Source organism: Streptomyces turgidiscabies Car8 (assembly GCF_000331005.1).
Classification (GTDB): domain Bacteria; phylum Actinomycetota; class Actinomycetes; order Streptomycetales; family Streptomycetaceae; genus Streptomyces; species Streptomyces turgidiscabies.
Window position 1 is genome coordinate 1 of sequence record NZ_AEJB01000561.1, and the last position, 2,713, is coordinate 2,713.

General features: G+C 68.0%; 2 protein-coding genes. Both read right to left on the minus strand.

Annotated elements, in window-relative coordinates:
* Positions 1-56 precede the first annotated feature (56 nt).
* Positions 57-1,403, minus strand: a complete 1,347-nt coding sequence (locus STRTUCAR8_RS40130; protein WP_006382113.1) for a pectate lyase family protein — start codon at positions 1,401-1,403, stop codon at positions 57-59.
* Between the two features lie 248 nt (positions 1,404-1,651).
* A complete protein-coding gene (locus STRTUCAR8_RS40135; RefSeq protein WP_006382112.1) occupies positions 1,652-2,632 on the minus strand; it encodes a dioxygenase family protein in 981 nt (326 codons plus the stop codon).
* Positions 2,633-2,713 lie beyond the last annotated feature (81 nt).

A 2,713-nucleotide genomic window follows, 5' to 3' on the forward strand; every position in this document is an offset into this window, starting at 1 on the left:
CCTCGGCGCCGGTCAGGACGGACGTGCGGGGCTGCGTGCGCCGCGCGGCATCGTGGCTAGGACACGACTCCCGTGCCGACCGTGCCCGTCAGCTCCGCGACCAGGTTCTTCGCCGAGGTCTCCAGACCCGCGGTGAGGGTCGGCTTCCAGTTGACCGTCGTCTTCAGCTTCTTCGAGTTCGCGGCGTTGTACGCGGCGACGAGGTCGGTCACCTTGCCGTTGACGAGGTTGCCGCCGCCCGCGACCGAGCCCGTACCGTCACCGCTCAGCAGCTTCGCGACCTTCGCGCCGGCCGGCAGCGTCCAGGAGTTGTTCTCGGCGACGACCTGCGCCTTCGCGCGGGAGTCGAGGCTGTACTTGGGCTCGTAGCCGTTGAGGGTCGCCGTCTCGTAGACGTTGTTGTAGACGTGGATCTGGCCGATGCGGGCCAGCGGGGCGCGCTGGGTGATGCCCTTCCACACGTTGTGGTGGATGGAGACGCGCAGCTTGCCGACGCTGTCGGTGTCGCTGCTGCCGATCAGCATCGTCTTGTCGTGGTTGGTGAACTGGTTGCGCTCCACGGTCACCAGGTCGGACCCGTTGGTGATGTCGAGGGCGCCGTCGTGGATCTGGTACTCGCGGCCGAAGTACGTCTTCTCGGCCTTGTCGAAGAACGGCGAGTCGCTGAACGTGTTGTGGTCCGCCCACACATGCGTGGCCCCGCGCAGGGTGACCGAGTCGTAGGCGGAGTTCCAGTTGCCGGTCGACCCGTCCTTCGGGTCCCACTGCGGGAAGCAGTCCTCGGTGGCGGTGAGGGCCAGGTTGCGGATGATGACGTTGTCGACGTCCTTCACCTGGAGGCTGCCGCCGGTGATGCCCGCCTTGGTGCCGGGCACTCCCACGATGGTGGTGTTCGCCGGCACCTTGAAGACGATGCTCTTCGACTGCTTCTGCTTGGCGGCGTCCCGGGCCTTCTCCTGCGTGCCCGCGGGCGCCTTCTTGCCGTAGGTGGCCGGGTCGTACGCCTTGAGGTAGGCGGCCAGCGAGTATCCGGTACCGGCGGCGTAGTCGGCGCAGGTCAGCTTCTTGCCGGTGTCGTCCGTGTTGGCGTCGATGACGCCCTTGATCTTGATGATCTTCGCCGTGGAGTTGGTGGCGCTGCCCAGCGCCTTCACCAGCTGCGCGCGGGTGCTGACGGTGAAGACGTGCGCGGAGTCGGCACGCGCGCCACCGGTCGTACCGGTGCCGGAGGCCGCCCAGCCGTCCTTCGCGGGCAGCACCTGGTGGGCCAGGTCGACGACGGGGTTCGCGTTCGCGTTCATGGCCAGCACGGCGGCGCCGAGCCCGGCGGCGGCCACGGCCGCGGTGGAGACCAGAACTGTGCGCCGCTTGCGAAGGGACCGGCGGTGAGAAGGGGATGCCACGGATGAGTCCTTACGTGGTTGTGGAACTCGTGCGGTTCGTGAAGCTCCAGTGGGGACGGGGCTTACGGCTCATCAGTGGTCGCCGGACACCGGAAAGGTTGCCGGGCTTCTCCCGGGATTTTTTCCTTACCAAGGCCGATACGAGGGGGAGTTGGGAGGACGGCATACGGCAGGGCCCGGAACCTGGGGGACGGTTCCGGGCCCTTCGCCGAGAGGTACGTGCGGGTATGGGTGCGGGTGCGCCTGCGTCAGCTCGCGGACGCGGACGCCGACGTGCTCGGCTGCGACGCGTCGTCCGTGCCGTCGTGGGTCGCGTCGGGGTCGACGCCCATCGTGATCGAGCCGATCACACCCTTCGCGATGTTCTTCTTGTCGTACTTCAGCTTGAGCAGACCGCCCGTGGTGCCGCTCTGGTCGTAGATGGTGTCCTCGGTGAGCGTCGTGCGCTCGGTCGTCGACGTCGAGTACGGCTCGACCTCGGCGGAGGCGAGCACGGACGCCTCGTCGAAGAAGAACTGACCGGTGTGGCAGGTGGTGCCGCCCTCGTAACCGGCGTCCGTCCAGGTGCCGTCCACGTGCACCTTCGTGTGGACGTGGACGGTGCGGCCCCGGTACCAGCCGGGGAAGACCGTCTTGAAGGTGACCCGGCCCTGCCGGTCGGTCTTCCAGGTGCCGCGCAGGTAGCGCTTGTCGTCGGTCGGCTCCTCGTGCGTACCGCCGCCGCCACCGCCCGTGCCGCCGGAGGGCGCGTCGGTCGGGGGCTCGCCCGTCGGAGTGCCCGAGGGGGCGTCGGTCGGAGCATCGGTCGGGGCGCCGCCACCGCCGCCGGTGGAGAGGCTCTCGTAGCCTGAGTACAGGCCCAGCGCGTCGCAGTGCCAGATGTCGACGGCGGCGTTGACGACCGGCTTGCACGTCTCGGAGTCGATCACCCGAAGGCTCAGGGTCAGCGGGATGCCTTCCTTGTCCTCGGTGATGTCCTGGCGGAGCTTGTCCGCGTCGATGTAGTACGGCCCCTCGGTGGTCTCCGAGGTGAGCGTGTAGCAGACCTCGGAGCTGCTGCCGGAGGCCTTGGGGGTGGGGGTCTTCTTGCCCTTGCCCGTCTCACCCGCGAACGCGCCCGCCGCGAGTCCGCCCGCGACGCCCACCGCGGCGACCGCTCCGGCGCCGGTGACGACGACCTTGCGACGTGTCAGATCCCGTTTGTGCTTCGGCCCTTGGTTCTCTGTCATGGGGCTGAAACCTAGGTAAGAGGCCTGTCAGGAACATGGGAAAGGACTGTGTTTTCCTTTTTCCTTTCCAGGAATGAGGCG